We start from the raw sequence: 25064 nt of genomic DNA on the forward strand, positions 1-25064 counted from the left end.
TGCCGGAGCGGGGGAGATCAGAGCGCGGTGCGCAGGGTCCAGATCTCGGGGAAAAGAACGACATCGAGCATCTTGCGCAGGTAGCTCACGCCGCCGGTGCCGCCGGTGCCGCGCTTGAAACCAATCACACGCTCGACCGTGGTGACGTGGCGGAAACGCCAGAGGCGGAAGGCGTCCTCCAGATCGGTGAGTTCTTCGCCCAGCTGGTAGAGGTCCCAGTGCTGCTTCGGGTTGCGGTAGACCTGCAGCCAGGCCTGCTCCACCGCCTCGCTGGCCTCGTAGGGCTGGGTCCAGTCGCGCTCCAGATGGCTGGCCGGCACGGCGATGCCGCGGCGCGCCATCAGGCGCAGACACTCGTCGTAGAGCGAAGGCGCTTCGTAGGCCGCCTGCACCATGGCCGCGCGCTCCGGGTGGTGCGCGTGCGGCTTGAGCATGGCCGCGTTCTTGTTGCCCATCGCGAACTCGATGCAGCGGTACTGGAAGCTCTGGAAGCCGCTGGAGTGGCCGAGGTAGGGGCGGATCGCGCTGTACTCGGGCGGCGTCATGGTGGCCAGCACGTCCCAGGCGTGCACCAGCTGTTCCATGATTTTCGAGACGCGTGCCATCTGCTTGAACGCCGGGTTCAGCTCGTCGGCCGCGATGTTGCGGATGGCCGCGGTCAGCTCGTGCAGCATGAGCTTCATCCAGAGCTCGCTGGTCTGGTGCTGCACGATGAACAGCATCTCGTCGTGGGCGGGCGAGAGCGGCTTCTGCGCTGTCAGGATGGCGTCGAGCTGCAGGTAGTCGCCGTAGCTCATGTCGTGGCTGAAATCCAGCTGCGCCTTCTCGTCGCGAACGATGGCTTCGGTGGCCGAGGCGGGCATGCTGTCGCCGGTGTCGTGGTAGGGGCAGGTCATGGCGTCTCCTCTCAGGTCACCGCATGTTTCTGGTTGAACTCGGGGCGCTTCCACTCGCCCGATTCGAGCACCTGCTTCAGGTGCTCGACCGCGTTCCACACGTCGACAAAGCCGATGTACAGCGGCGTGAAGCCGAATCGCAGGATGTCCTTGTGGCGCCCGCCGTCGCCGGCGCGGTAGTCGCCGATCACGCCGCGCGCGATCAGGGCCTGCACGATGGCGTACGCCCCTTCGTCTCGGGTCAGACAGACCTGGGAACCGCGCAGCGCGTGTTCCCGTGGCGTCGCCAGACCCAGGCCGTGGCCCGCGCAGCGCTCTTCCACCAGCTGGATGAAGAGGTCGGTCAGCGCCAGCGACTTGGCACGCAGCGCGGCCATGCCGCCAAAGGGCTCGGCGCCCAGCACGGTGTCCACACCGCACTCCAGCGCGGCCAGGCTGATCATGGGCTGCGTGCCGCACTGGTAGCGCGTGATGCCGGGTGCGGGCTGGTAGTCGGGTGTGAAGGCGAAGGGCGCGGCATGGCCCCACCAGCCGGCCAGCGGCTGCCAGAAGCGGTCGGCGTGCAGCGGGTTGACCCACACGAAGGCCGGCGCGCCGGGCCCGCCGTTGAGGTACTTGTAGCCGCAGCCGACCGAGAAGTCGGCCTTGGCTTTTTTCAGGTCCACCGGCACCGCGCCCGCGCTGTGCGCCAGGTCCCACACGGTCAGGATGCCTTCGGCGTGCGCGGCGGCCGTCACGGTCGCCATGTCGTGCATGGCGCCGGTGCGGTAGTTCACGTGCGTGAGCATGAGGATGGCGACCTCGGCGGTCAGCGAGGCGGCAATCTCCTCGGGCTCGACCAGCACCAGTTCCATGCCGTGCTGCTTGCACAGCGCCTCGGCGATGTAGAGGTCGGTCGGGAAGTTGCTGCGCTCGCTCACGATGCGCTTGCGCTGGGGTGCGTCGGCGGCGGCGATGTTCATGGCCGCGCTCAGCACCTTGAACAGGTTGACCGAGGTGCTGTCGGTGGCCACCACCTCGCCCGGGCCGGCGCCGATCAGTCGGGCAATCTTGTCGCCCACCTTGCCCGGCATCTGGAACCAACCGTGCTTGTTCCAGCTTTGAATCAGGTCGGTGCCCCATTCCTGCGTCACCACCTGGGCCACGCGGCCGGGGGCGGCCCGCGGCATCACGCCCAGCGAGTTGCCGTCGAGGTAAATGGTGTCGACGGGCAGGTTGAACTCGTCGCGCAGGTCGCGCAGCGGGTCCTGGATGTCCCTCTGCAGGCAGTCTTCTTTGGTGGTCATCGGTGGGTCTCCTTCGGGTTCACAGTTCACGCAACACCGCGCGCACCGGGCTGGCGTCGGCGGTGGTCAGCTTCAGGGGCAGGGCAATCAGCTCGTAGTCGCCCTCGGGCACGTCGTCCAGCAGCAGGTTCTCCAGCACGCGCAGGCCGCGCCGGCGGATGGTCTGGTGGCTGTCCAGGGTCTTGCTCTCGGCCGGGTCGATGCTGGCGCTGTCGATGCCGATCAGCACCACGCCGCGGTCGGCCAGCAGGGCCACGGTCTCGGGTGCGAAGGCGGGCAGGGCGGTATCGAAGCGGTCCTGCGGCATGCGCTCGTAGACCCTGACCAACACCCGTGGCGGGAGGCCGTCCATCGCGTGCGCGATGTGCTCCGGCCGCACCAGCGGCCCGCAGCCGATGGCGTGGACCACCCGGCACGGGCCGATGAAGGCCTGCAGGTCCACAGCGCCGATGGCCGCGCCCTCGGGGTCGTAGTGCAGCGGCGCGTCGGCGTGGGCGCCCACGTGCGGGCTCAGCGTGATGGCACTCACGTTGACCGGGCAGCCGGGGCCGATGCGGGCCACCCACTGTTGCGAATAGGCCGTGTCGCCCGGAAACACGGGCGATCCGGCATGCACAGGAGGGGAAATGTCCCAGAGCTTTTTCATGGTTAGCGGAAGGTAGCACCCACGAAAAAACCGTGGTGTCGGTTATTCCCAACGATCAGAAAATAATTTAAACCTAAAGCAAATTGGATGCAGGGCAAAGAAATCGGCCAGACTTTGATTAAAAGCAAATGAGAACCACTCTCGTTTGATTACATTGGAAACATCTCTTCTTCCAATGTCGGGTTTCACCATGTCCACTGCCCCGTCCCCTTCCTGCACCGGCGCCTGCCCGGACGCCCGCGACACCGCGCCGCGTACCCTCGACGCCTGGCCCCTGCGCACCCCGGCGCTGCTGCAGGGTTTTGCGACGGTGCACGACCCCGAGGTTCGCCGGACCCTGCACCGCCTGGCCGAGATCGGCTTCCTGCCCGGCGAGGTGGTCGAAATCGTGGCGCGCGCCGGCGGCCGTGGTGGGCCGATCGCCGTGCGCGTGGGTGGCTCGACCTTCGCGCTGCGGGCCCACGAGGCGGCGCTGCTGCGCGTGCGGGAGGCGGCATGAACGGCGCTGTGGCACTGCCCCGCCTGGCGCTGCTGGGCAACCCGAACTGCGGCAAGACCGCGCTGTTCAACCTGCTCACCGGTGCGCGCCAGAAGGTCGCCAACTACGCCGGCGTGACGGTCGAGCGCAAGCAGGGCTGGCTCGAAACCCCGCAGGGCCGGCGGGCCCAGGTGCTGGACCTGCCGGGCACCTACAGCCTGGAGCCGCTGAGCCAGGACGAGTCGGTCACGCGCGACGTGGTCACCGGCCGCCTGCCCGGCGAGGCGCGGCCCGACCTGCTGGTCTGCGTGGTCGACGCCACCCACCTGCGCCTGAACCTGCGCCTGGTGCTGGAAGCCCAGGCGCTGGGCCTGCCGATGGTGCTGGTGCTGAACATGGCCGATGTGGCGCAGGCGCGGGGGCTGCGCATCGACACCGCCCGCCTGGCCGAAGAACTGGGCCTGCCGGTGGTCACGGCCGTGGGCGTGCAGCGCGACGGTGCCCAGGCCCTGCTGCGCCAGCTCGACGAACTGATGGCGGCCGGTCTGCCGCCAGCGCAAGCACCCGGCGACCTGGGCGTGGCGACCGACCCCGGGCAGCTGAACCTGCGCGTGCGCAGCCTGCTGGCCGCGGTGCTGGACGAGCCGCCGCGCCGCTGGACCGCCGACGACCGCATCGACCGCTGGGCCCTGCACCCGGTCTGGGGCTACGTGCTGCTGGCGGGCCTGTTGCTGCTGATGTTCCAGGCGGTGTTCGCCTGGGCCGCCTGGCCCATGGACCTGATCGAAGCGGGCATGGGCTGGCTGGGCGAACAGGTGGCTGCGCACATGGCCGAAGGCCCGTTGCGCAGCCTGCTGGTGGACGGCGTGATCGCGGGCGTGGGTGGCGTGCTGGTGTTCCTGCCGCAGATCCTGGTGCTGTTCCTGTTCATCTTCCTGCTCGAAGACTCGGGCTACCTGCCGCGCGCGGCTTTCCTCATGGACCGGCTGATGGGCAGCGTGGGGCTCTCGGGCCGCTCGTTCATTCCGCTGCTGTCCAGCTTCGCCTGCGCGGTGCCCGGCATCATGGCCACGCGCACCATCAGCCACTGGCGCGACCGCTGGCTCACCATCCTGGTGGCGCCGCTGATGACCTGCTCGGCGCGGCTGCCGGTGTACGCGCTGCTGATCGGCGCCTTCGTGCCTCAGCGCAGCGTGGCCGGCCTGTTCAACCTGCAGGGTCTGGTGCTGTTCGGGCTGTACGCGCTGGGCATCGCCAGCGCGATGGCGGTGGCTTTCATCGTCTCGCGCCGCGGCGCCGGCCGCCGGTCGACGCCGCTGCTGATGGAGCTGCCGGCCTACCGCTGGCCCAGCGTGCGCAACATCGCGCGCGGCCTGTGGGAGCGCGCGCTGATCTTCATCCGGCGCGTGGGCGGGATCATCCTGGCGCTGATGGTGCTGCTGTGGTTCCTCTCCAGCTACCCGGCGCCGCCGGAGGGATTCACCGGCGCGCCGGTCGAAGCCAGCTTCGCCGGCCGCCTGGGCCTGTTGCTGGCGCCGCTGTTCGCGCCGCTGGGTTTCGACTGGCGCATCGTGGTGGCGCTGATCCCGGCCATGGCCGCGCGCGAGGTCGTGGTTGCGGCGCTGGGCACGGTGTACGCGCTGAGCGCCAGCGGCGACCAGGTGGCCGACGCACTCGGTGGCCTGATCGGCAGCCAGTGGTCACTGGCCACGGCGCTGTCGCTGCTGGTGTGGTTCGTCTACGCGCCGCAGTGCGTGGCCACGCTGGCGGCGATCCGGCGCGAGGCGGGGGGTTGGCGCCACGCGGCCATCGTCACGGTCTACCTGTTCGCCCTGGCCTGGGTGGCCTCGTGGTTCACCTACCGGCTGGTGCTGGCCTGGAGCGGTTCATGAACATCCAGTTTCTGATCGTGCTGCTGTGCGTGGGCGGCGCGCTGGTCTACCTGCTGCGGCCGTGGTGGCGCCGCGTGCGGTCCGGGTCGCCGCTGCGCAACCCGGCGGAGGCCGAGACCCCACCACCGTCGGCCTGCGGGGCCTGCAAGGGCTGCAGCGGCCGCTCGGGCGGCTGCCACTGAAGCCGGTCAGGCCAGCGCCGGCAGCCGCACCACCAGCACCTTCAGCGCGCGGTCGGGCGACACGTCGGCGAAGGCGGCGGGGTTGGGCAGGCGCTGCTCGATCACCAGTACCGGCGCTTCGGCGGCCAGCTGGTCGCGCAGGAACTGCTCGGGAATCTCCGGCGCGTTCAGGCAAAGCAGGGCGCGGCCGCCGGGCTTGAGCAGGTCGGGCAGGCGGCGCAGCAGGCGCGGCCAGTCCTTGGTCGCCACGAAGCTGCCCTTCTGATAGCTCGGTGGGTCGGCGACCACCAGGTCGTATGGCCCCATTCGCGTGACCTTGCCCCAGGAGCTGAACAGGTCGTGCGCCAGGAACTTCGCGCGGCCGTGCATGCCGTTGAGCTGGTGGTTCTGCTGGCCGGTGGTCAGCGCACCCTGCGCCATGTCGAGGTTGACCACTTCCTTCGCACCGCCCTGCAGTGCGGCCACCGAAAAGGCGCAGGTGTAGGCGAACAGGTTGAGCACCTTGGCGCCGTTCGCGTGGGCGCGCACCCAGCGCCGGCCTTCGGCCATGTCGAGGAACAGGCCGTGGTTCTGGCCGCGCTGAACCTGCACGCGGTAGCGCGCACCGTCTTCGGTCACCACATGCGGATCGGGCACGCCGCCGGCCATCACGTCGGTGACGGGGCGGCTGACCGGCCCATCGGGCTGGCGGCGCTGGAACACCCAGTTCAGCGGCTGGCCGGGCGCGATCTGCGCCTGCCGGGCCGCCAGGGCCTCACCCACGGCACGGGTCTCGTCGTCGGTGGCCTCGCCGAACTTGGTGAGCACCCACACGGGCGGGTACCAGTCCAGTGCCCAGTCTTCGCAGCCGGGGTGCAGGCCGCCGCGGCCATGGAACAGGCGTTGCGCGTCGGAGCCCGGTGTGGCGCGGGCGATGGCGTCGAGCAGGGCTTGCATTGGGGCGCGTGTTCAGAGAGACCGGCCATCGCCCAGGGCAGGCAGGCCGTGGCGGCGGCGCGCCGACGCACAGGCGTCGCTGCCTTCCTCGAACTCGCGGCAGGGGCTGGGTCGCCATTCGTAGATGCCGCAGGTCGCCTTCTGGCCCACGGGGCCGTACAGCGCCGCGCAGCGCGGGCGGCCGTGGTCGGTGCCGCGCATGCGGCTGATGCCGTCGGTCACCGGCACCCACAGGCCATCGGGCACGCTGCCGCCTTCGGATTGCGTCTCGAACACCGAGAAGTCCACGCGGAAGCTGGCGCAGCAGGCGCCGCAGGTCGTGCAGGCGCTCACGGGGCGGCTCAGGCCAGGTGGCCCAGCAGCAGGTATTCCATCAGCGCCTTCTGCACGTGCATGCGGTTCTCGGCCTCGTCCCAGACCACGCTCTGCGGGCCGTCGATGACCTCGGCGGTCACTTCCTCGCCGCGGTGGGCGGGCAGGCAGTGCATGAACAGCGCGTCGGGCTGGGCCACGGCCATCATGGCCTCGTCCACGCACCACTGCTTGAAGGCGGCACGGCGCACCTCGTTCTCGGCCTCGTAGCCCATGCTGGTCCACACGTCGGTGGTCACCAGGTCGGCGCCCTGGCAGGCTTCCTTCGGGTCCTTGAACACCTTGTAGCAGGCCGGGTTGCTGATGCCGGCCAGCTTCGCGTCCACCTCGTAGCCGCTGGGCGTGCTCACGTGCACCGTGAAGCCCAGCAGCTCGGCCGCCTGCAGCCAGGTGTTGGCCATGTTGTTGCCGTCGCCCACCCAGGCCACCACCTTGCCGCGGACGGCGTCCAGCGGGTCGCCGCTGGGGGCCGGGCGGTACTCGGTCAGCGTGAACAGGTCGGCCAGGATCTGGCAGGGATGGAACTCATTGGTCAGTCCGTTGATGACCGGCACGCGCGAGAACTGCGCGAACTTCTCCAGCTTGTCCTGGCCGAAGGTGCGGATCATCACGATGTCGACCATGCGGCTGATCACGCGCGCGCTGTCTTCAATCGGCTCGGCGCGGCCGAGCTGGCTGTCGCCGGTGGTCAGGTGCACCACCGAGCCGCCCATCTGGTACATGCCGGCCTCGAAGCTCACGCGGGTGCGCGTGCTGGCCTTCTCGAAGATCATGGCCAGGGTGCGGTCCGGGTCGGCGAAGGGCTGGTACTTCTCCACGGCCTTGAACTTGGCCTTGATGAAGGCGGCGCGGCGCAGCAGGTAGCCGTATTCGGCGGCGCTGAAGTCCTTGAACTGCAGGTAGTGGCGGATGCTCATGCGGTGCGCTCCGGGCGGTCAGCCCTGTTCTTTCAGGAAGGTCTCGATGATCGGCAGCAGGCGGGCGACAATTTCGTCGGCCTCGGCGCCGCTGATGATCAGCGGCGGCACCAGTCGGATCACGTTGTCGGCCGTGACCGACAGCAGCAGGCCGGCGTCGGCCGCGCGCTGCGTGATCACGCCGCAGGGCTGCTCCAGCTCGATGCCGATCATCAGGCCTTGGCCGCGCACCTCTTTCACGCCCTTCTTGCCCATCAGGGCGGTGACCAGTTTGGTCTGGATCAGCGTGCCCATCCTGGCGGCGTTCTGCAGCAGGCCGTCTTCTTCCATGATGCGGATGGTCTCGATGCCCGCGCGCATGGACAGCGGGTTGCCACCGAAGGTGGTGCCATGGTTGCCCGGACCGAAGATGTTCGCGGCCTTGGGGCCGGCGACGACGGCACCGATCGGCACGCCCGAGCCCAGGCCCTTGGCCAGGGGCATCACGTCGGGCTTGATGCCGGCCCACTGGTGGGCAAACCACTTGCCGGTGCGGCCCATGCCGCACTGCACCTCGTCGATCATCATCAGCCAGTCGTTGGCGTCGCACAGCGCGCGCACGCCCTGCAGGTACTCGGCGCGCATGGGGTTGATGCCGCCTTCGCCCTGGATGGTCTCGAAGAACACGGCGACCACGTTCGGGTTGCCCTGGGTCGCTTTCTTCAGCGCCTCCAGGTCGTTGGCCGGCACGCGGATGAAGCCTTCGACCAGCGGGCCGAAGCCGGCCTGCACCTTGGGGTTGCCCGTGGCCGACAGGGTGGCGATGGAGCGGCCGTGGAAGGCCTTCTCGTAGACCACGATCTGCGGTTTCTCGATGCCTTTGTCGTGGCCGAACTTGCGCGCCAGCTTGAGCGCAGCCTCGTTGGCCTCCAGCCCGGTGGAGCAGAAGAAGGCATTGGTCAGGCCCGAACGCTCCACCAGCAGCTTGGCCAGTTCTTCCTGGCCGGGCACGTGGTAGTAGTTGCAGCAGTGGATCATGTCCGCCACCTGCTGCTGCAGCGCTTTCACCAGTTTGGGGTGGCCATGCCCAAGGGTGTTCACCGCGATGCCGGCCAGTGCGTCCAGGTACTCCTTGCCGTTGACGTCCCAGACGCGGCATCCCTTGCCGTGCGTCAGCGCGATCGGCAGGCGGCCGTAGGTGTTCATCACATGGGGCGAAGACGGAACGATGGGGGCGGCTTTCATGAGGAAACTCCGGAAGCAGGGGCCAGAAAAAGAAGCGGCTCAACGCAGGTTGAGCCGTTGAAAGGCGATTTTAGGGGCAGGCACCGGCATCTTCTTTGCTTGTTCTGCATCACAGAGATGCGGCACAGTACCGTCAGCCGCCGTCGGCCGGGTTAACCCTGATCTCAAGTCTTATATAAGATAGAATACCGCCATCCGCAACGGCATTCCATTCCATGGCCGACCGCCCCACCACCAAACAAGTGTTCATCCAGGGAATCACCCGGGATGGGCGCACGTTTCGCCCCAGCGACTGGGCGGAGCGTCTGGCGGGCGTGATGAGCCCGTTCGGCCCGGGTGGTGCGTCCGGCCGCATCGGCAGCCACATCGCCTACTCGCCCTGGTGCGTGCCGACGGTGATGAACGGCACCAAGGTGGTGATCGTGCACACCGACCTGCGCGAGGCCGAGCCCATGGCCTGGGACTTCGTCATGAACTTCGCCAAGGACAACGACCTGCAGGTCGTCGAAGGCTGCCTGCTGCCCGAGCCGCCCGCCAAGGGCTGAAGCCCGCGTTTCTTCGCGGGTATGCTCCCGCTCCGGATTTCTTCCCAACCGAATCAGGAGCGTGTTCCCATGGCAATGGACGTTGTTGACTACTACCTGCACGGCGACGACATGCAGTTCGTCGAGATCGAGCTGGACCCGGGCGAGGCCGCAATCGGCGAGGCCGGCAGCATGATGTACATGGAGGACGGCATCGGCATGACCACCGTCTTCGGTGACGGCTCCGCCGGGTCGGGCGCCGGCGGTCTGTTCGGCAAGCTGCTGGGTGCGGGCAAGCGCCTGATCACCGGCGAGTCGCTGTTCACCACGGTCTACACCAACCAGGGCAGCGGCAAGCGCAAGGTGGGGTTCGCGGCGCCCTACACCGGCAAGATCATTCCCTTCGACCTGTCCCAGATCGGTGGCACCCTGATCTGCCAGCGCGACGCCTTCCTCTGCGCGGCCAAGGGCGTGTCCCTGGGCATCGCCTTCCAGCGCAAGCTGGGCACCGGCTTCTTCGGCGGTGAAGGGTTCATCATGCAGAAGCTCGAAGGCGACGGTCTGGCCTTCGTGCACTCAGGCGGCACGGTGCTCAAGCGAGATCTGGCGCCGGGCGAGGTGCTGCGGGTCGACACCGGCTGCGTGGTGGCCTACACCACGGGCATCGATTTCGACATCCAGTTCGTGGGTGGCGTGAAAACCGCGCTGTTCGGTGGCGAAGGCCTGTTCTTTGCCACCCTGCGCGGACCGGGCACGGTCTGGATCCAGTCGCTGCCGTTTGCGCGCCTGGCCTCGCGCATCTTCGCGGCGGCGCCGCGCACGCAGGGCGGTGGTGGCTCGGGCGGGGAGCAGGGCGGCCTGGCGGCGGGCATCCTGGGCGGTGGCCTGCTGGGCGGGCTCATCGGCGGGGATGACTGAATGAAGTCCCCCCTGCGCCGCTGACGCGGTTTCCCCCCTGCTGCGCGGGGGGACGCACCCTGTGGCCTGGCAAAGCCAGTTCCACGGGTGCCCTGGGGGACGGTCACGCGCGCCGGAAACCTCTCCTGTCGGTTGTCGAGCGCCCAAAGAAAAACCGCCCCGGAGGGCGGTTTTCTTTTTTTGCTGGCAGCGCACCGTTTCAAACGGCGGACCGGAGAACCGGTCCGGGCTGGTGCACGTCGCCCGAATCAGGCGGCGGCGGTGGCCAGGGCCTTGACCTTGGCGGACAGGCGGCTCTTGTCGCGCGAGGCCTTGTTCTTGTGGAAGATGCCCTTGTCGGCAACGCTGTCGACCACGGCCTGCATCTTGCCGAACAGCTCGGCGGCCTTGGTCTTGTCGCCGGCCAGAATGGCCTTCTCGACGTTCTTGACGGCGGTGCGGTACTTGGAACGCAGCGAGGTGTTGGCGGCGTTCAGTTTGACGTCCTGGCGGACGCGCTTGCGGCCAGACGCCAGACGGGGGTTCTTTTTCTTCGGCTTGGTTGCCATGTGTATATCCTTTGAGTGTTTGGGGATGTTGCCAGCAAAGCCCGCGATTCTATCACGCACCCCCAGGTGAGGCCAGTTCTGGCCGCCGGGCGGCGACCGGGTGGTTACACTGCCGCGGTGTCGCTCTTCAAGTCCGCCTCCCTGGTTTCCCTGTTGACCCTGGCCTCGCGCATCACCGGTCTGGTGCGCGAGCTGCTGATGGCGTCCACCTTCGGCGCCAGCGCCCTGACCGACGCCTTCAACGTCGCCTTCCGAATTCCGAACCTGCTGCGCCGCCTGTTCGCCGAGGGCGCGTTCAGCCAGGCCTTCGTGCCGGTGCTCGCGGGTGTGCGTGCCAAGGATGGCGACGACGCCACCCGCGAACTGGTGAACCAGATCGCCACCGTGCTGGTCTGGGCCTTGGTGGCCACTTGCGTGGTGGGGGTGGCGATCTCTCCGATGCTGGTCTGGGCCATGGCCAGCGGCCTCAAGCAGAGTCCCCAAGGCTTCGAGTCGGCGGTGCTGATGACGCGCTGGATGTTTCCCTACATCGGCTTCATGTCGCTGGTGGCGCTGTCGGCGGGTGTGCTGAACACCTGGAAAAAATTCGCCGTGCCAGCTGCGACGCCGGTACTGCTGAACGTGGCGATGATCGGCGCCGCCTGGCTGGGGGCGCCCTGGTTCCAGTCCTTGGGCATCGAGCCGATCTACGCGATGGCGGCCGGCGTGATGCTGGGAGGTGCCCTGCAGCTGGGGGTGCAGATCCCGGCGCTGTTGCGCATCGGCATGCTGCCGCGCGTGGGCCTGCGCTGGTCGTCGCTCAGGGCGGCCTGGGCGCACCCGGGCACGCGGCGCGTGACCACGCTGATGCTGCCGGCCCTGCTGGGCGTGAGCGTGGCGCAGATCTCGCTGCTGATCAACACGCAGATCGCCTCCCACCTGGCCACCGGCAGCGTGAGCTGGCTCAGCTACGCCGACCGGCTGATGGAGTTCCCGACCGCGATGCTGGGCGTGGCGCTGGGCGTGGTGCTGCTGCCTCAGCTGGCGGCCGCCCGGGCTGCCGACGACGGCGAGCGCTACAGCGCGCTGCTGGACTGGGGGCTGCGGCTGGTGGTGCTGCTGGCGGTGCCCTGCGCGGTGGCCCTGTTGACCTTTGCCAAGCCCCTGGTGGCGGTGCTCTACCACTACGGCGCGTTCTCCGAGCGCGACGTGGCCCAGACCACGACCGCCCTCATGGGCTACGGCGCCGGCCTGCTGGGCCTGGTGGCGATCAAGGTGCTGGCGCCGGGTTTCTATGCGCGCCAGGACATCCGCACGCCGGTGAAGATCGCCATCGTGGTGCTGCTGCTGACCCAGGCCATGAACCTGGTGTTCGTGCCCCGCCTGGCCCACGCCGGTCTGGCGCTGGCCATCGGCCTGGGCGCGATGGTCAACGCGCTGTGGCTGCTGATCGGCCTGGTGCGGCGTGGCGCCTACCGTCCGGCCCCGGGCTGGGCGCGCTTTGCGATGCAGGTGCTGGCCGCCAGCGCCTTGTTGGCGGTGTTCCTGATGTGGAGCGCAGGTTCGGTGAACTGGGTGGCGTTCGAGGGCGGTGCGCTGCTGCGGGTCGGCCTGATGGCCGCGATCGTGGTGGGGGCGGCGCTGCTGTACTTTGTCGCTCTGGTGCTTTCGGGTTTAAAACTTCGGCAATTCGTCCGAAAATGAATCCATCATGCCTTCCGCCTTTGAACTTCCCTCGTCGACGCCGCTGGCGTATTTCGCCTCGCTGGTGAAGGACGACGACAGCCTGCCCCTGCTGGAAGCGGCCGCTTCCATCGCCCAGGACGAGTACCCGGACCTGGATGTGCAGGAGGTGTTGGGCGAGGTGGATGTGCTGCTCTCGCGCCTGCGCCGGCGCAGCCCCTCGGACGCCGAGCCCCTGCAGCGCCTGCGTGCGCTCAACCAGTTCTTTTTCAGGGATCTGGGCTTTGGCGGCAACGTCAACGACTACCACGATCCCGACAACAGCCACCTCAACGTGCTGCTCAGGACGCGCCGCGGCATCCCGATCTCGCTGGCGGTGCTGTGGCTGGAGCTGGCGCAAGGGCTGGGCCTGAAGGCTCGCGGCATCAATTTCCCGGGCCACTTCCTGGTCAAGATCAACCTGCCGGAAGGGCAGGTGGTGATCGACCCCTTCACCGGCCAGTCGCTCAGCCGCGAGGAGCTGTCCGAGCGGCTGGAGCCTTACAAGCGGCGCAACGGGCTGGTCGACGACTTCGACGTGCCGGTGGGTCTGTACCTGCAGGCGGCGCCCTCGCGCGACATCATCGCCCGCATGCTGCGCAACCTCAAGGAAATCCACCGCACGCAGGAAGACTGGCTGCGCCTGATCGCGGTGCAGGACCGGCTGCTGATCCTGCTGCCCGATGCCTGGATCGAGTACCGTGACCGGGGCCTGGCCTGGGCCGAAATGGGCGATGCCGCCCTGGCCGCGCAGGACCTGGAGGTCTACATCGCCCACACCGACGATGCGCTGGACCGCGACGCCATTCAGTCGCGGCTGAACGAGCTGCGCCGCGCCCGGGGCTGAGCGCTCAGCGGGCCGCCGCTCTGTGCGTGGTGCCGGGCGTGCCCGGCTGTCCGTGCCGGTGCCAGGCGCGGCGCAACTGGGTGTCCGACCCGAACCCCGAAATCTGCGCAGCCTGCGTGACGTTGCGCCCGCTCTGCAGCGCTGCCTGGGCCACCGCGAGCCGGATGCGCTGCAGGTAGGTGAGCGGTGACACCCCCGCGTGTTCTTCGAACAGGCGGGTCAGGTGGCGCGCCGAGGTGTGGCCCCGGTCGGCCATGCGCGGCACGGTCCAGGCCTCCTGCGGCGCCTGGCTCACCGCGTCCTGCACCCGGTGAAGGACGGGGTGCAGGTGGTCGCGGTGGTGCAGGAAGGGCGAGAGTTCGGGGTCCTGCGGGCCCCGGCGCAGCGCCACCACCATGGTCTGTGCCACTTCGGCTGCGAGTGCCGGCCCCAGGCGGGCGGCGATGCGGTGCAGCGTGAGGTCGATGCCGGTGGTCACGCCGGCGCTGCTGAACACCGGAGCGTCCAGCACGAACACCCGGTTGGCCAGCACCTCGCAGTCGGGCGCGGACTGGCGCAGCTCGTCCAGGTGGTGGTGGTGCGTCGTGGCCTTGCGGCGCGCCAGCAGGCCGGCGCGGGCGGCCACCACGGCACCTGCGCAAATGCACATCAGCTCCACCTGTCCCTCAGTCAGGCGCAGGCCGCGCAGCCAGTGCAGCAACTCGCGCGCCGCAGGGCTGTCCAGCTCCACCCGGTCGCCCGGCTGGCCCACCAGCACCACCCACTGCGGGCGCTGGGGCTGAGACAGGTCGGGCAGCGGGGCCAGATGCGACACCCGGGCACCCACCGAACTGACCGTTTCGGCGCGGGGGCCGGTGAAATGCAGCGCAAAGGCCGCCGGCCGGCCTTTGGCCAGCAGCGACTGGTTGGCCATGCGCAGCGCCTCGGCCGGGCCCGCCCAGTCGAGGATCAGGCTGTCGTCCAGCAGCACAAAGTGCACGTCCACCACGGTGGGTGGTGTCAGTCGGGTCGGCTCATCCATCGGTAGTCCATCTGTCGTGCGGTGCGTTCGGCCAGTTCGGGGCAGGTCAGTCGGGCCACGAGGTGCAGCGACAGGTCGATGCCGGCGCTGATGCCCGCCGAACTGAACACGCGGCCGTCCTCGACCCAGCGCACGCCATCGACCACGTCCAGCAACGGCCACTGGCGGCGCAGGTCGGCCAGGTCCTCCCAGTGCGTCGTCACCCGGTGGTTGGTCACCACCCCGGCGGCGGCCAGCACGAACACGCCCGTGCAGACCGAGGCCGTGAGCGTCGCCCGCGCGCCGGCGCGCCGCACCCAGGCCAGTGTGTCCGGGCAGCGGGCGGCGGCGTCGACCACCCCGCCGGGCACGATCAGCAGGTCCACCGGTGTCTCGTCGCTGAAATCCCGGGTCGGCAGCACCTGCAGCCCGGCCCGGGCACACACCGGCGCCCGGGTGCGCGCCACGCAGGCCACCTGCCAGCCCGCCGCGACCGGTTGGCCGGGCCAGTCCGCGGCCTCGGGGCGGGCCGCCATGCGGGCGGCCGTGGTGAACACTTCGTAGGGACCGGCCAGGTCCAGCGCCTCGACATCGTCGAAGGCCAGGATGGCGATGCCGAACGGACGGGTCACGCCGAGGCCCCGGCGCGTGCCAGCGCCTCGTCCACCGAGGTGAGGGTGCAGAAGCGGCCTTGCAGCACGGTGGCGGTGCGCGCCTTGATCTCGGCCGCGGTCAGGGGCGAGCCGTCGGGCTGGGTCATGTCGAAGGTCAGCGTGGCGTCCAGCACATAGTCGACCTCCCAGCCGAGGTCGGAGGCGTGGCGGGTGGTGGTTTCGCAGCACTGCTCGGTGCGGATGCCGCTGACGATCAGGCGGCGGATGCCGTTTTCGGTCAGCCAGACGTCCAGCCCGGTGCCGACCAGGGCGCTGTGCCGGCGCTTGACGAAGCTGGCGGCCGGATCAAAAACGGACAACTCGGCCAGCGGACGGACATGGCCGCTGGCGTGCGAGAAGGGGTTGTCCGGTGTCCCCGGCCCGTCGCTGTGCAGGATGCGGACGACCGGGATGCCCTGCGCGAGGCAGCCATCGATCAGGGCGTTCTGCTCGGCCATGTAAGCGGGCAGTGCCGAGGCGTCGAAGTAGGGGCGGTGGCGGAAGGATTCCTGTACGTCGATGACCAGCAGGGCGGTGTTCATGGGGCAGCTCCTTTGAAAAGATGGCTGCATTGTTCCTGCCGGAGCGCCGCCTGTCCGCGTCCGCGGCGGACAGGTTTCGATCAGATCAGGACATCAGGCCAAGATTACCCAAGCGCCGCCGGGCTGGCTTCAGGCGCGCATGGAGGATCGTGGAGTGGCGCCGGATATGGGGGGGGTATGGCGACGCTCATTGATTCGCGGTCTGCCATCCTTGCAGGATTGAACAAACCGATCCGTTCGAAAAAAGCCGCGCCCGGTCATTTGGGGATAGTGTTCGCGCAAAAAGCACAAGAAGCAGCGCAGTGCTTCTGATGTCGCGTGGCGAACATTACACTTACTAAATACTCGGGAGGTTTTATGCGGAGATTCTTCAAACTGCATAGCTGGCGCTGGCCGGCATGCTGTTGGGCAGCGGTGCTGTTGAGTGCATGTGGTGGTGGCCAGAGTTCCACACCCGTGGCCAGTCAGCCTCATACCAGCGCAACGTCTTCCCGGGTCACCCCTCAAGAGTCCGACGCATTGCTCTTGAAGGCTGCAGGACTTAACAGCGCCGAGCTGGCGCAAGCGGCTGAGCAGTCGAACCGCAACAAGTCCACCGCACGCGCCGTCAAGGCTGCCGTCCTTGGCGGTCCAGCCACCGTCTACCGCTTCTTCAATGCACAGACGGCGGCTCACTTTTACACGGCAAGCGAAGCAGAGAGAGATGCGGTATTGGCCTCCTCCCCTCAATTCAGACTGGAAGGACCCGCCTTCATCGTCAGCAGTGTTCCGGGGGCAGGCTTGAATCCAGTGCATCGGTTCTTCAATACCCAGACCGGGGTTCACTTCTACACGATCAGTGAAGACGAACGGGCGATGATTCAGACCAGCTTGCCGCAATTCTCCTATGACGGCATTGCCTATTACGCCAGCAAAGTCCCGGGTGCACAAACCATACCATTGTATCGACACTACAACATCGCTCGCGGTTTTCATTTTTATACCAGCAGGTCCTCAGAGCGCGACTCGGTCATCAATGGTCTGCCTCAATATCGATATGAAGGCATTGGTTATTATGTCTTCACAATGTTGACTCTGCCGCATACGGGAATGACAGCGTTGCAGTGCTTTGAAGCCGGACTTAGTCCTGCGGCGGTGAATTGCAGCTCCGCCCGCACCATTCAATTCAACAGTGAACAAGACGGACACCGGGTTGCCTTCAATCCCATGAGTTACAGCGAAGTGCCAATGGCGGGTGGTGGCACTTATCCGCGCACCAGTTGCATCAGGGATGATGTGACCGGACTGGTGTGGGAGGGCAAGGAGGCGGCAGGCCCACGGAGTGGGGGCAATGTTTATACCAATTACGACGATACGACGCAGCCGCAAAAAGACGGTTTTCCTGGCCCAAATGTGAATCCGACTCTGGCGGAGATCAATGCTGCCAATAATACCGTAGGGTATGTTGGCTATGTGAACGGCATTGCTCTGTGTGGATTCACCGATTGGCGTTTACCCACCAGTGACGAACTGCATGGCGTGATGGATTACAGCCGGACTCGTCCGGCTGTCAAGCTCAATACGGACTGGTTTGTAAACGCTCCGTCTGCTCCCTGGGCATATCACTGGACATCCGATTCCGGGTACGCGTTTCCAAGTATTGCCTGGTATGTTGATTTTGAATCAGGGAATATTTCAACGATCAATCGCTACCGTGAGCTGAGGCTTCGATTGGTGCGCGATGGTCGGTGAAATGAATTGAAGTGAATTGATTTGACGGTAGGTTAGAGCAAATCAACCCGCTGCATTTGCAAAGCAAGTTTGTGCTTCAAACTCTAACAAAGGGATCATCATGAATTTCAGAGGGATGTTGGGCTTGCTTCTGAGCAGTTGGGTGCTGGCTTCCCAGGCCGCCTGCCCGGTCACGCCCGGGCGCTTCATCGCCAATGGCGCGGAGGTTGCAGACAGCAAGACGGGACTGGTGTGGGCGCGCTGCAGTGTGGGACAAACCTGGAACGGGTCCCAGTGCACCGGACAACCCACCCTCGTGTACCACGAGGAAGCGATGAGGCTCGCACAAAGTACGCCGGGTTGGCGGTTGCCCAACGTGAAGGAACTGGCCAGCCTTGTCGACAGGCGTTGCCAATCTCCATCAATCGATACAGTGGCTTTTCCTGGGTTTGCCGGGAATGAACACTGGAACTACTGGAGCTCCACATTGGACCTCAGCAACACGGACCGTGCCTGGATCGTTGTTTTTTTGGAGGGCCGTTTGCAGACGGATGGCCGAAACGGTGATTACGTTCCAGCCTTTCACGGAAGCCCAGGTTTCAACCGTCCGCGCACGGTTGCGGTGCGGCTGGTGCGCGCCTCACCATGAGGCTCCCGTTGGGTCGGAGGATGTGTTCTCAGGCCACGACCACCGACGCGCCGTCGCCCTTGGGCGCGATGGCACCGATCTGATACACCGTCTCACCCAGTTCGCGCAGCGTGGCGGCGCAGGCCGCGGCTTCGGCGGCGTCGATGACCACCACCATGCCGATGCCGTTGTTGAAGGTGCGGTTCATCTCGATGTCGTCGATGCCAGCGACCTTCTGCAGCCAGGCGAACAGCTCGGTCTGCGGCCAGCTGCCCTTCTTGAGGTGGGCGGCCGTGCCCTCGGGCAGCACGCGGGGGATGTTCTCCAGCAGGCCGCCGCCGGTGATGTGGGCCAGCGCCTTCACAGGGTGCTTGGCCAGGGTGGCGAGCACGTTCTTCACGTACAGGCGGGTCGGGGCCATGATGGCCTGGCGGAAGGGCTGGCCGTCCAGCGTGGCGGGCAGGTCGCTGCCGGCGCGTTCGATGCATTTGCGCACCAGCGAGAAGCCATTGGAGTGCACGCCGTGCGAGGCCAGGCCCAGCACCACGTCGCCCGGTTTCACGTCCTTGCCGGTCAGGATCTTGGACTTTTCGACCGCGCCGACGCAGAAGCCGGCCAGGTCGTACTCGCCGGCCGGGTACATGCCGGGCATTTCGGCGGTTTCGCCGCCGATCAGGGCGCAGCCGGAGAGTTCACAACCCTTGGCGATGCCGCCGACCACGGCCGCTGCGGTTTCCACGTCCAGCTTGCCGCAGGCGAAGTAGTCGAGGAAGAACAGCGGCTCGGCGCCCTGCACCAGCACGTCGTTGACGCTCATGCCCACCAGGTCGATGCCCACGGTGTCGTGCAGGTTCCATTCAAAGGCCAGCTTGAGCTTGGTGCCCACGCCGTCGGTGCCGCTCACCAGCACCGGCTCCTGGTAGCGCTTGGGCACTTCGAACAGCGCGCCGAAGCCGCCGATGCCGGCCAGCACGCCTTCGCGCATGGTCTTCTTGGCCAGCGGCTTGATGCGCTCGACCAGCGCGTCGCCCGCGTCGATGTCGACGCCGGCGTCTTTGTAGGAAAGGGGGGTGGTGCTGGAGGTCATAGGGGGAGGGCGGGGAGAGGGCCCGCGCGGGCCGGGGACTAGAATTTGCGGCTGATTTTAAGGGTTCGCCCTCCGGCCCCCGTTCACCCGAGCTTGCACCCCATGACCCTTTCCCCCGCGCAGATCCGTTCCCTGACCTGGGTCGCCATCGCCGTGGCGATCTGGGCACTGCTGACGGTGCTGGCGCCGGTGCTGATGCCCTTCGTGCTGGCCGCGGTGATGGCCTACGCGCTGCACCCGCTGGTGGAAAAGCTCAACGACCGACGGATTCCCCGCTGGCTGGGCGCTGGTGTGGCCATCGCCCTGCTCATGCTGGTGCTGCTGGCGGTGGTGCTGCTGATCGTGCCCGTCATCACCAAGCAGGTGCCGCTGCTCAAGGAACAGGTGCCGGCGCTGCTGGACCGGGTCAACGACAGCCTGGTGCCGCTGGCGGGGCGCTTCGGCATCGACCTGCAGATCGATGTGGCCCAGGTGCGCGAGTGGCTCAAGGATCTTGTCACCGGGCACGAACAGGAACTGATCAATGGCCTGCTGTCCTCGCTGCGCATCGGCGGCAGCGCGCTGGCGGCGGTGTTCGGCAACCTGGTGCTCACGCCCATCGTGGCCTACTACCTGCTGCTGGACTGGGCGGGGTTGGTGGAACGCAGCAAGCGGCTGATTCCTCCCCGCTGGCTGCCCTCTGTGCAGAGTTTCCTGGACGAGACCGACGAGGTGCTGGGCCAGTACCTGCGCGGCCAGCTGCTGGTGATGGGGGTGCTGGCGGTGTTCTACACGGTGGCGCTGGCCCTGGTGGGCCTGAAGCTGGCGCTGCCGATCGGTGTGTTCACCGGGCTGGCCGTGTTCGTTCCGTATCTCGGCTTCGGTCTGGGGCTGGTGATGGGCCTGCTGGCCGCGGTGCTGCAGTTCCAGAGCCTGACCGGCGTGGCGCTGGTGGGTGTGGTTTATGCGGTGGGGCAGGTGGCCGAAAGCATGTACGTGACGCCGCGCCTGCTGGGCGAGCGCATCGGCCTGCATCCCATCGCGGTCATCTTCGCCCTGATGGCCTTTGGCCACCTGTTCGGCTTCGTCGGCGTGCTGATCGCCCTGCCGGCCAGCGCGGTGCTGCTGGTCGGCATCCGGCGCGCCAAGGCAGGCTACTTGGCCAGCGACCTGTACCTGCCCGGGGCAGCCACCGCCCCGGTCGCGCCGGTCCAGCCGAAGGACGGCGCGGAATGAAACCGGTTCAGCCGCCCATGAAACAGATGGCGCTGGACATCGGGCTGGCGCCCGTGCCCACGCTGGACAACTTCGTGGCGGCGGGCAACGAGGCCGTGCTGGAGCACCTGCGGCTGTGGACCTACAACCCCCTGCGTTCGCCGGTGCCCACCTATCTCTGGGGCGAGCCCGGCAGCGGCAAGACCCACCTGCTGCGGGCGGTGCGCGAAACCCTGCGCGACCTGGGCGCCCGCACCGGCTGGATCGGGGCGGGCATCCTGCACCCGATCGAGTTCGACGAGAGCTGGGACGCGGTGATCCTCGACGACTGCCACCTCTACACCGCCGAGCAGCAGGCCGCGGCCTTCAACTGGTTCGTCAACGCCCAGACCCCGGCCCACGGCCCGGCGCGCTGGGTGCTGGCCGCGGCCGACCGGCCGCCGGCCGACCTGCGCCTGCGCGAAGACCTGCGCACGCGCCTGGGCTGGGGCCATGTGTTCCAGCTCAAGGCCCTGGGCGAGACCGAGCGCCGCTCCGTGCTGCGGCGGGCCGCCGACGAGCGCGGCGTGTTTCTGGGTGATGAGGTGATGGACTTCATGCTCAACCGCTTCTCGCGCGATCTCTCCAGCCTGATGATGCTGCTGGACCAGCTCGACGCCTACGCCCTGCGCACGCAGCGCGCCATCACGATTCCGCTGATCAAGTCCATGCTGGACAACGAATGAAGACCTTCCCGAATGAGACTTGCGCTGTTTGACCTGGACCACACCCTGCTGCCCCTGGACTCCGACCACGCCTGGGGCCAGTTCACCGTGGAGCTGGGCTGGCGCGACGCCGAAACCCACACCCGCGCCAACGACGCTTTCTACGAGCAGTACAAGGCCGGCACGCTGGACATCCACGAGTACATCCGCTTCTCGGTCGCCCCGCTGGCCGAACACGGGGTGGACAAGTCCAACGCCGCGCACCGCCGCTTCATGGACCAGGTGATCCGCCCGGCCATCCGGCCGGTGGCGGTCGAGCTGGTGCGGCGCCACCAGGCGGCGGGCGACCAGGTGGTGATCGTCACCGCCACCAACGAATTCGTCACCCGCCCCATCGCCGCAGCCTTCGGCGTCTCCGAGCTGATCGCCATCGACCTGGAGCGCGACCCGCAGGGGAATCCGACCGGTGCCATCTGGGGCACACCCTCGTTCCGCGAGGGCAAGGTCGCGCGTGTGGAACAATGGCTGGCTTCCCGCGGCCTGTCCTGGGCCGACGTGGAGCACAGCAGCTTCTACAGCGACTCCCTCAACGATCTCCCGCTGCTGGAGAAAGTGACCGAGCCGGTGGCGACCAACCCGGACCCCCGCCTCAGCGCCATCGCCACCGAGCGAGGCTGGCGCATCCTGAACCTATTCGAATGATCAAGAAATTCATCGACAAGCTGCTGGGCAAGGCCTCCGGCAAAAGCGCCAAGGCCAGCAAGTTCGGCAAGCGCGAGGACGTGCCGGTTTCCGTCCACGGCATCGACCCGAAGCTGGTCGACCAGCGCGCCCTGGACGTGGTGCGCACCCTCAAACAGGCCGGCTTCGAGGCCTACATCGTCGGCGGCGCGGTGCGCGACCTGCTGCTGGGCCTGCGGCCCAAGGACTTCGACGTCGCCACCAGCGCCACGCCCGAGCAGGTCAAGAACCTGTTCCGCCGCGCCTTCATCATCGGCCGGCGCTTCCGCATCGTGCACGTGATCTATGGCCGCGGCCGTGAACACGAGGTGATCGAGGTCTCGACCTTCCGCGCCTACCTCGACAGCGCCGACGCCGAGCAGGTCAGCGGCAACGAGCGCACCAGCAAGGGCGAGCTCTCGGGCATGAAGCACGCGGTGGACGCCAGCGGCCGGGTGCTGCGCGACAACGTCTGGGGTCCGATCGAGCAGGACGCCGCGCGGCGCGACTTCTCGATCAACGCCATGTACTACGACCCCGAGGCGCAGATCGTGGTCGACTTCCACCAGGGCATCCGCGACGCGCAGAAGAAGACGCTGCGCATGATCGGCGACGCCGCCACGCGCTATCGCGAAGACCCGGTGCGCATCATCCGCGCCGTGCGTTTCGCCGCCAAGCTCAATGCCCTGGGTTTCAAGTTCGACGCCAAGACGCGCGAACCCCTGGTGTCCTCGGTGGATCTGCTGAAAGAAGTCCCGCAGAGCCGCCTGTTCGACGAGATGCTCAAGCTGCTGCAGACCGGCCACGCGCTGGCCAGCGTCGAGGCGCTCAAGACCCACGGCCTGGCTCGCGGCATCTACCCGCTGCTCGACCTGGTGGTCGAGCGGGCCGAGGACGACTTCGTCAAGCTGGCGCTGCAGGACACCGACCGCCGCGTCGGCGAGGGCAAGCCGGTGGCGCCCAGCTTCCTGCTGGCCTGCGTGCTCTGGGCCGACGTGCGCAAGGGCTGGGAGCGGCGGCTGCAACCGCGCGGCAACCAGCGCCCGCCCACCCCGTTCGCGGCGCTGCAGGACGCGGTGGACGAAGCCTTTGACGCGCGCATCGGCGACGTGTCGGGCCGCGGCAAGCTGGGCACCGACATGCGCGAGATCTGGATGATGCAGCCGCGCTTCGACAAGCGCGTGGGCACCGGTCCGTTCAGCCTGGTCGAGCAGCCGCGCTTCCGCGCCGGTTTCGACTTCCTGCGCCTGCGCGCCCAGACCGGCGAGGTGGACGAGGAGCTGGCGCACTGGTGGGAAACCTTCAGCACCGCCGACGACGACCACCGCCAGGACATGGTCGACGCGCAGCGCAAGGCCGGCCAGCCCAAGGGCGCGGGCGGTGGCGGCAAGGCGCGCCGCGTAAAGAAGACCGATGCCGACCATCCGGCGTCGGGCGTCGCCGAGCCGGTGCGGGACGATCCGCGTTTCCGCCCCGCGGATGGCGGTGACGAGCAGGACGAGAGTCAGGCTCGCGCCGTGTTCTACGGCAGCGCTTTTGCACCCGACAGCGACCACGCCGACGACACCACCGCGCCTGGCGAAGGCGAGGCGCCGGCCCGCAAGCGCCGCCGTCGCCGCCGCAAGCCGTCCGGTGGTGGTGAAGGCGCCCCTCCTGCGCCGTCGGCCGACTGACAAAAGACCTCTTGTAGATATGAGCAACACCGGGCGCCCCGAGGTCACGGCCTATGTGGCCCTCGGTGCCAACCTCGGAGATGCCGCCGACACCCTGCGCAAGGCGCTGCAGGCGCTGGGCAGCACGCACGGCCTACGGCTCGTCAAGGCCTCCAGCCTCTACCGCACCGCGCCCATCGAGTCCAGCGGTCCCGACTACCTCAACGCCGTGGCCGAAGTGGCCAGCGCTCTCACCGCGCCCGCGCTGCTGGCGGCCCTGCAGGGGATCGAAAACGCCGCCGGCCGCGAGCGCCCCTACCGCAACGCCCCGCGCACGCTGGACCTGGACCTGTTGTTGTACGGCGGCGCCCGCATCGACTCACCCGCACTGACCGTGCCGCACCCGCGCATGTGGGAACGGGCGTTTGTGCTGGTGCCGTTGCACGAGATTGCGCCCAGTCTGGTGACCGGGCAACGCCTCTCAGCCGTTGCCGACCAGGCGATCGAACGTCTCTGAAAAGGGGCTCACGGCGCCAGCCGCTCCCGCAACCACTGACCGTCGGCCTGCAGCGAATAGCGCAGCCGGTCGTGCAGGCGGCTCTTGCGACCCTGCCAGAACTGCCAGGTGTCGGGTTTGAGGCGGTAGCCGCCCCAGTGCGGCGGGCGGGGCGGCCGCAGCATGAACTGGGCGCCGTACTTCGCGGCGTTGGTGACCAGCACCGCGCGGTTCTCGATCACCTCGCTCTGCGGGCTGGCCCAGGCGCCGATGCGGCTGTCCAGCGGGCGGCTGTGGAAGTACTCGTCGCTCTCTTCGTCGCTGACCTTCTCGACGAGGCCTTCGATGCGCACCACGCGCTCGAGTTCGACCCAGTGGAACTGCAGCGCGGCGTACGGGTTGCCAGCCAGCTGCCGGCCCTTCTGGCTGTTGTAGTTGGTGTACCAGACGATGCCGCGTTCGTCGTAGCCCTTGATGAGCACCACGCGCGTGGTGGGCCGTAGGTTGGCGCCCACGGTGGCCAGCGTCATGGCGTTCGGTTCGGGCACTTCACCACGGATGGCCTCGTTCAGCCATTGGTCGAATTGCTGCAGCGGGTCGGCGTGCGAGGCGGATTCACTCAGTTCGGCTTTTTCATAGCTCTTGCGCAGGTCGGCGATGTTCATGGTGGGTCCTGGTGGTGTCGTGTTCAGGGCAGATCGTCGGCAATGCTGAGCAGCTTGGCCAGCGCGCGGTCCTCGATGCCGTGCGCGCGCAGGCCCTGCAGGGTCTGGCGTGCGTAGTCCAGCGTGGTGCCGTAGCGACCGCGCGCGTGCTCGAAGATGTCGCGGTACTGGGCATTGCTCAGCGGTCCGGTGTGGTTGGGGCTGCGGGGCGAGAGGGTGAAGGCCAGTGCGCAGACCGGCCCCTGCGCGGTCCGGCAGAGCAGCCACCTGGGGTCGTAGACCGGGTTGGGCATCTCGCGTGCCCACAGCGCCGGCATGGTCGCCTCGACCTGGTCGTGCGGCAGGCGCAGCGCCATGCCGGTGCAGCTGCCGCCGGGCATGAGCGCGAACACCAGGCCCGGGCGCTCGGGCGTGCCGCGGTTGACGCGGCTGTACATGTTCAGGCAGCGGTGGTAGCCGTGCACCTGGGCCAGGCGCTGCTCAGCCGCTTCGAACTCGGGGCGCCAGACCAGCGAGGCGTAGCCGAACACCCAGAGGTCTGCGTCGGGGCCGAGCGAGCGCCACTGCGCCAGGGTGTCCGCCATCATCTGCCGTCCATCGCGTTGCGAGGGTTCCCAGGTGCTCTGGGGGCGGTTGCGGGGCATGA

General features: G+C 67.7%; 28 protein-coding genes. 14 read left to right on the forward strand and 14 right to left on the reverse strand.

Annotated elements, in window-relative coordinates:
• Positions 1–17 precede the first annotated feature (17 nt).
• Genes kynA through kynB form a run of 3 tightly spaced genes read right to left on the reverse strand, consistent with a single transcriptional unit; the run spans position 18 to position 2828 of the window.
• Complete coding sequence (gene kynA / locus HPF_RS07025; RefSeq protein WP_133156153.1) at positions 18–896, reverse strand: tryptophan 2,3-dioxygenase; 879 nt, start codon at positions 894–896, stop codon at positions 18–20.
• An 11-nt stretch (positions 897–907) separates the two neighbouring features.
• Positions 908–2182: a kynureninase gene (gene kynU / locus HPF_RS07030; protein ID WP_133156154.1), complete on the reverse strand. Its 1275-nt coding sequence runs from the start codon at positions 2180–2182 to the stop codon at positions 908–910.
• A 19-nt stretch (positions 2183–2201) separates the two neighbouring features.
• On the reverse strand, positions 2202–2828 hold the full coding sequence (kynB, locus tag HPF_RS07035; RefSeq protein WP_079366993.1) for an arylformamidase: 627 nt from the start codon (positions 2826–2828) through the stop codon (positions 2202–2204).
• Between the two features lie 190 nt (positions 2829–3018).
• On the opposite strand from kynB, the gene HPF_RS07040 reads away from it, so the two are divergent.
• From HPF_RS07040 to HPF_RS07050, 3 genes are read left to right on the forward strand one after another with little or no spacing between them, the layout of a single operon-like run.
• Positions 3019–3327: a FeoA family protein gene (locus tag HPF_RS07040; protein WP_079367123.1), complete on the forward strand. Its 309-nt coding sequence runs from the start codon at positions 3019–3021 to the stop codon at positions 3325–3327.
• The gene (gene feoB, locus HPF_RS07045) at positions 3324–5198 is read left to right on the forward strand and encodes a ferrous iron transport protein B (protein ID WP_066149819.1); all 1875 of its coding nucleotides are present in this window, start codon (positions 3324–3326) and stop codon (positions 5196–5198) included. Before HPF_RS07040 ends, feoB begins: the two co-directional genes overlap by 4 nt.
• Positions 5195–5380, forward strand: a complete 186-nt coding sequence (locus HPF_RS07050; protein ID WP_066149821.1) for a hypothetical protein — start codon at positions 5195–5197, stop codon at positions 5378–5380. Before feoB ends, HPF_RS07050 begins: the two co-directional genes overlap by 4 nt.
• 6 nt (positions 5381–5386) lie before the next feature.
• Here HPF_RS07050 and HPF_RS07055 read toward each other — a convergent pair whose 3' ends face one another.
• Genes HPF_RS07055 through HPF_RS07070 form a run of 4 tightly spaced genes read right to left on the reverse strand, consistent with a single transcriptional unit; the run spans position 5387 to position 8829 of the window.
• Positions 5387–6316: a class I SAM-dependent methyltransferase gene (locus HPF_RS07055; protein ID WP_133156156.1), complete on the reverse strand. Its 930-nt coding sequence runs from the start codon at positions 6314–6316 to the stop codon at positions 5387–5389.
• 12 nt (positions 6317–6328) lie between these two features.
• Positions 6329–6649, reverse strand: coding sequence for a YkgJ family cysteine cluster protein (locus HPF_RS07060; RefSeq protein WP_079366989.1), 321 nt, complete (start codon positions 6647–6649; stop codon positions 6329–6331).
• Positions 6650–6657: 8 nt separating this feature from the next.
• Positions 6658–7605 (reverse strand): ornithine carbamoyltransferase, encoded by a 948-nt coding sequence (gene argF / locus HPF_RS07065; protein WP_133156157.1) that lies wholly within the window; start codon positions 7603–7605, stop codon positions 6658–6660.
• Between the two features lie 18 nt (positions 7606–7623).
• Positions 7624–8829, reverse strand: coding sequence for an aspartate aminotransferase family protein (locus HPF_RS07070; RefSeq protein WP_066149836.1), 1206 nt, complete (start codon positions 8827–8829; stop codon positions 7624–7626).
• Positions 8830–9044: 215 nt separating this feature from the next.
• Between HPF_RS07070 and HPF_RS07075 the strand changes: the two genes are divergently transcribed.
• Both HPF_RS07075 and HPF_RS07080 read left to right on the forward strand, forming a co-directional pair.
• Positions 9045–9374: a DUF3579 domain-containing protein gene (locus HPF_RS07075; RefSeq protein ID WP_079366988.1), complete on the forward strand. Its 330-nt coding sequence runs from the start codon at positions 9045–9047 to the stop codon at positions 9372–9374.
• A 69-nt stretch (positions 9375–9443) separates the two neighbouring features.
• Entirely contained in the window at positions 9444–10271 is an 828-nt protein-coding gene (locus HPF_RS07080) for a TIGR00266 family protein (RefSeq protein WP_066149842.1), read from the forward strand.
• A gap of 248 nt (positions 10272–10519) precedes the next feature.
• Here the strand turns inward: HPF_RS07080 and rpsT are convergent, their stop codons facing one another.
• Positions 10520–10819, reverse strand: coding sequence for a 30S ribosomal protein S20 (rpsT, locus tag HPF_RS07085; RefSeq protein ID WP_133156158.1), 300 nt, complete (start codon positions 10817–10819; stop codon positions 10520–10522).
• A gap of 117 nt (positions 10820–10936) precedes the next feature.
• Between rpsT and murJ the strand changes: the two genes are divergently transcribed.
• On the forward strand, positions 10937–12502 hold the full coding sequence (murJ, locus tag HPF_RS07090; RefSeq protein ID WP_133156159.1) for a murein biosynthesis integral membrane protein MurJ: 1566 nt from the start codon (positions 10937–10939) through the stop codon (positions 12500–12502).
• 7 nt (positions 12503–12509) lie between these two features.
• Positions 12510–13367, forward strand: a complete 858-nt coding sequence (locus HPF_RS07095; protein ID WP_066149852.1) for a SirB1 family protein — start codon at positions 12510–12512, stop codon at positions 13365–13367.
• A 4-nt stretch (positions 13368–13371) separates the two neighbouring features.
• Here HPF_RS07095 and HPF_RS07100 read toward each other — a convergent pair whose 3' ends face one another.
• From HPF_RS07100 to HPF_RS07110, 3 genes are read right to left on the reverse strand one after another with little or no spacing between them, the layout of a single operon-like run.
• A complete protein-coding gene (locus HPF_RS07100; protein WP_133156160.1) occupies positions 13372–14388 on the reverse strand; it encodes a GlxA family transcriptional regulator in 1017 nt (338 codons plus the stop codon).
• Positions 14367–14999 (reverse strand): DJ-1/PfpI family protein, encoded by a 633-nt coding sequence (locus tag HPF_RS07105; protein WP_133156161.1) that lies wholly within the window; start codon positions 14997–14999, stop codon positions 14367–14369. The genes HPF_RS07100 and HPF_RS07105 overlap by 22 nt, the downstream gene beginning before the upstream one ends.
• The gene (locus HPF_RS07110; RefSeq protein WP_133156162.1) at positions 14996–15562 is read right to left on the reverse strand and encodes an isochorismatase family protein; all 567 of its coding nucleotides are present in this window, start codon (positions 15560–15562) and stop codon (positions 14996–14998) included. Before HPF_RS07110 ends, HPF_RS07105 begins: the two co-directional genes overlap by 4 nt.
• 525 nt (positions 15563–16087) lie before the next feature.
• Here HPF_RS07110 and HPF_RS07115 point away from each other — a divergent pair.
• Together HPF_RS07115 and HPF_RS07120 are read left to right on the forward strand one after the other, a co-directional pair.
• On the forward strand, positions 16088–17293 hold the full coding sequence (locus HPF_RS07115) for a DUF1566 domain-containing protein (RefSeq protein ID WP_165961661.1): 1206 nt from the start codon (positions 16088–16090) through the stop codon (positions 17291–17293).
• Between the two features lie 100 nt (positions 17294–17393).
• Positions 17394–17921, forward strand: coding sequence for an Lcl C-terminal domain-containing protein (locus HPF_RS07120; protein WP_133156164.1), 528 nt, complete (start codon positions 17394–17396; stop codon positions 17919–17921).
• Between the two features lie 28 nt (positions 17922–17949).
• Here HPF_RS07120 and purM read toward each other — a convergent pair whose 3' ends face one another.
• The gene (purM, locus tag HPF_RS07125; RefSeq protein WP_133156165.1) at positions 17950–18987 is read right to left on the reverse strand and encodes a phosphoribosylformylglycinamidine cyclo-ligase; all 1038 of its coding nucleotides are present in this window, start codon (positions 18985–18987) and stop codon (positions 17950–17952) included.
• Between the two features lie 102 nt (positions 18988–19089).
• Between purM and HPF_RS07130 the strand changes: the two genes are divergently transcribed.
• From HPF_RS07130 to folK, 5 genes are read left to right on the forward strand one after another with little or no spacing between them, the layout of a single operon-like run.
• On the forward strand, positions 19090–20202 hold the full coding sequence (locus tag HPF_RS07130; protein WP_133156166.1) for an AI-2E family transporter: 1113 nt from the start codon (positions 19090–19092) through the stop codon (positions 20200–20202).
• Positions 20203–20219: 17 nt separating this feature from the next.
• Complete coding sequence (gene hda / locus HPF_RS07135) at positions 20220–20906, forward strand: DnaA regulatory inactivator Hda (protein ID WP_066149869.1); 687 nt, start codon at positions 20220–20222, stop codon at positions 20904–20906.
• Positions 20907–20918: 12 nt separating this feature from the next.
• Positions 20919–21587 carry a histidinol-phosphatase gene (locus HPF_RS07140; RefSeq protein WP_133156167.1) on the forward strand — a complete coding sequence of 223 codons (669 nt, stop codon included), beginning with the start codon at positions 20919–20921 and terminating at the stop codon, positions 21585–21587.
• Positions 21584–23278 carry a polynucleotide adenylyltransferase PcnB gene (gene pcnB, locus HPF_RS07145; protein ID WP_133156168.1) on the forward strand — a complete coding sequence of 565 codons (1695 nt, stop codon included), beginning with the start codon at positions 21584–21586 and terminating at the stop codon, positions 23276–23278. The genes HPF_RS07140 and pcnB overlap by 4 nt, the downstream gene beginning before the upstream one ends.
• A gap of 19 nt (positions 23279–23297) precedes the next feature.
• A complete protein-coding gene (gene folK, locus HPF_RS07150; protein WP_133156169.1) occupies positions 23298–23774 on the forward strand; it encodes a 2-amino-4-hydroxy-6-hydroxymethyldihydropteridine diphosphokinase in 477 nt (158 codons plus the stop codon).
• A gap of 8 nt (positions 23775–23782) precedes the next feature.
• On the opposite strand, the gene pdxH is transcribed toward folK, so the two are convergent.
• Both pdxH and HPF_RS07160 read right to left on the reverse strand, forming a co-directional pair.
• Entirely contained in the window at positions 23783–24418 is a 636-nt protein-coding gene (pdxH, locus tag HPF_RS07155; RefSeq protein WP_066149881.1) for a pyridoxamine 5'-phosphate oxidase, read from the reverse strand.
• Between the two features lie 23 nt (positions 24419–24441).
• Positions 24442–25062 (reverse strand): gamma-glutamylcyclotransferase, encoded by a 621-nt coding sequence (locus HPF_RS07160; protein WP_133158048.1) that lies wholly within the window; start codon positions 25060–25062, stop codon positions 24442–24444.
• Positions 25063–25064 lie beyond the last annotated feature (2 nt).

This window comes from Hydrogenophaga pseudoflava (assembly GCF_004353865.1).
Lineage (GTDB): Bacteria > Pseudomonadota > Gammaproteobacteria > Burkholderiales > Burkholderiaceae_C > Hydrogenophaga > Hydrogenophaga pseudoflava.